The following is a 2,897-nucleotide window of genomic DNA, read 5'->3' on the forward strand; positions in this document are numbered from 1 at the left end:
TCCGGGATGGTCGCGCACTCGGGGGACGGGGGTGTGGTGCCGACCAGTTCGGTGCCGACGAGTCCCTCGACGAGGCCCGGCACCGAGAGTCCTTCCAGCACGCCGAGCACGCCCAGCACGCCGAGTGCGCCGAGCACGCCCAGCACGCCACCCGGGGTGTCCCCCTCGTCCAGCTTCTCCAGTCCCGTGCCCTCCAACTCCGAATAAACGGGAGATAAGCGGCGATCGGCGTCACGGCTCTGTGACCGGAAAGCATTCGCGCTGGATGTCGAACCGCTTGCCGCGATATGGATGGACGCATGAGCAGCAACGGGGGAGCCCCTTACCGGTCCGACGAGCCGACGAGTTTCGAACTGCAACCGCCGCAGCCGAACCTGCCCCCGGCCGTCCCCCACCCGGACAACCCTTACGCGACGCCCACCGCGCCGATCGCGCCCACTCCGTCCGCGACGCCCGCCGCGCCCACCTCGTCCGCCGCGCCCACCACGTCGGCGCCGGACCCCGGCACCGGTCGCCTGATAGCCGGCCGTTACCGGCTGCTCGGCAAGCTCGGGCACGGCGGCATGGGTACCGTCTGGCGGGCCAAGGACGAGACGGTGGACCGCGAGGTCGCCGTCAAGGAGCCCCGCGTACCGGATCACCTTCCCGAACGCGAACGCGCCAACGCCTTCGAGCGCATGCGTCGCGAGGCGCGCGCCGCGGCCCGGCTCGACCATCCCGCGGTCGTGAACGTCCATGACGTCGCTGTCGTGGACGGCCAGCCGTGGATCGTGATGGAGCTGGTGCAGGGCCGTTCGCTGGGCGACGCGCTCCAGGAGGGCACTCTCGGCGCCCGGGACGCGGCGAGAATCGGCCTCGAAGTGCTCGGCGCGCTGGAGGCCGCGCACGCGGCGGGCATCCTGCACCGCGACGTCAAGCCGGACAACGTCATGCTCGGCCGCCACGACCGCGTCGTCCTCACCGACTTCGGCATCGCTCAGATCGAGGGCGAGACCAATCTGACCGACACCGGCGGCTTCGTCGGCTCGCCCGAGTACATCGCGCCGGAGCGGGTGCTGGGCCAGCGGCCGGGGCCCGCGAGCGACCTGTGGTCCCTCGGCGTCGTCCTGTACGCGGCGACGGAGGGCGTCTCGCCGTTCCGCCGCAGCAACACCCCCGCCACCCTCCAGTCGGTCCTCAACGCCGCGCCCGCACCGCCCGCCGCGGCCCAGGGCCCGCTCGCCGAGGCCATCAACGGCCTGCTCCAGAAGGACCCGGCGCGCCGCCCCGACGCCGCGCGGACGCGTGCGCTGCTGGAACAGACAGCCAACCCGCCGGTGCAGGCCGCGACCCAGGTCGTACGGATGCCCGGGAGCATCAAGAGCGGCATCCGGCTGGGGCCCAAGGCGCTGCTGGGCATCGGTGCGGCCGTGGTCGCAGGGGCGGTGGCCGCGTATCTGGTGGTCGCCGATCCGTTCGCGGGGCCGTTGCCGGACGGCTGGAAGGTCCGTGAGGAGAAGGCCCTCGGCGCTTCCCTCGCGGTGCCCGACGGCTACAAGCGGGGCGTGCCCGAGGAGACGGACGACGGCCATTGGGTGACGTACACCGACCCGAGCGGCGTCATCTGGATGGAGCTCAGGCTCGACAAGAAGGCGGAGGACCCCAGCGGCAACATCGCCGGCTCCGCCGCGGCCGAGATGTACGACGACGACGGCGACTTCAAGGACAGCGGCGACTACGACGTCAGCATGCCCGCGAACCCGAAGACGGCGCCCAAGGAGACCACGTACCAGGGCCGTAAGTCCGCCGAGAACACCATCGTCTACGACACCACCGACACGGAGAACCCGCGCCCGAAGGAGCTGAGGATCTTCTACTACAAGACCTCCGCCGGCGACATGTACAAACTCACCGTCAGCTACCCCGGCAAGGGCGACTTCACGGAACGCGGTCGCGAGGTGGCGCGGACAACCATCGCGAACCTGGACCTCGACAAACTCTGAACTGGCCAACGGCCGGTCCCTCAAGGTAGTCATGGGACATGAGCGATGACGGTGGCCGCACCGGACCCAACGGGCGTGTGATCGGCGGGCGTTACCGTCTGATCGAGCGCATCGGCTCCGGCGGCATGGGCACCGTCTGGCGGGCGTTCGATGAACTGGTGGACCGCGAAGTCGCCGTAAAACAGCCGAGGTTGCCCGGCGACCCGGAGGACGCGGCCCGTCAGCGCGCCGCCCACCGGCTCTACCGCGAGGCCCGCGCGGCCGCCCGCGTCGAGCATCCGGCCGCCGTCGCCATCCATGACGTGGTCGTCGAGGACACGCTGCCCTGGATCGTCATGGAGCTGGTGCGCGGCGAGTCCCTGCACGAGGTCCTCCGGCGTGGGCCGGTGCGGGCGACCGAGGCCGCCCGGATCGGCCTCGCCGTCCTCGGCGCCCTGCGCGCCGCGCACGCCGTCGGCATCGTCCACCGCGACGTCAAGCCGGCCAATGTGCTGCTGGGCGCGCACGACCGCGTCGTCCTCACCGACTTCGGCATCGCCCACATCCAGGGCGAGGAGTCCCTCACCGTCAGCGGCGAGTTCGTCGGCTCCCTGGAGTTCATCGCCCCCGAACGGATGTCCGGTCGCGGTGCCGGCCCCGCCTCCGACCTGTGGTCACTGGGCGTTCTCCTGTACGCCGCCGTCGAGGGCTGGTCCCCCTTCCGCCGTACGACCCTGGAGTCCACGCTCGCCGCGATCCTCGCCGCCGACCCGCCCGAGCCGAAGCAGGCGGGACCGCTGGGGTCGCTGCTCGTGCGGCTGCTGGTGAAGGACCCCGAGCGGCGGCCCGGCGCTGACCAGGTCGCGGCGGTGCTGGAGGCGGTGGCTGAGGGGGGGCCGGTGCCGGTTCCCGCCGGGGGTTCGGCGGGAACCGGCA

The 2,897-nt window shown here is 71.9% G+C and carries 3 protein-coding genes; 2 read left to right on the top strand and 1 reads right to left on the bottom strand.

Features of this window, described 5'->3' with window-relative positions:
* Nucleotides 1-197: hypothetical protein (locus L0P92_RS43580; protein ID WP_234768671.1), on the bottom strand; the 197-nt coding region annotated here is incomplete at its 3' end.
* 102 nt (nucleotides 198-299) lie between these two features.
* Between L0P92_RS43580 and L0P92_RS43585 the strand changes: the two genes are divergently transcribed.
* Nucleotides 300-1,982, top strand: a complete 1,683-nt coding sequence (locus tag L0P92_RS43585) for a serine/threonine-protein kinase (RefSeq protein WP_234768672.1) — start codon at nucleotides 300-302, stop codon at nucleotides 1,980-1,982.
* Between the two features lie 38 nt (nucleotides 1,983-2,020).
* Nucleotides 2,021-2,897 (top strand): serine/threonine-protein kinase (locus tag L0P92_RS43590; RefSeq protein ID WP_234768673.1); only part of this gene is annotated, 877 nt, incomplete at its 3' end.

This window comes from Streptomyces muensis, assembly GCF_021474425.1.
GTDB classification, from domain to species: domain Bacteria; phylum Actinomycetota; class Actinomycetes; order Streptomycetales; family Streptomycetaceae; genus Streptomyces; species Streptomyces muensis.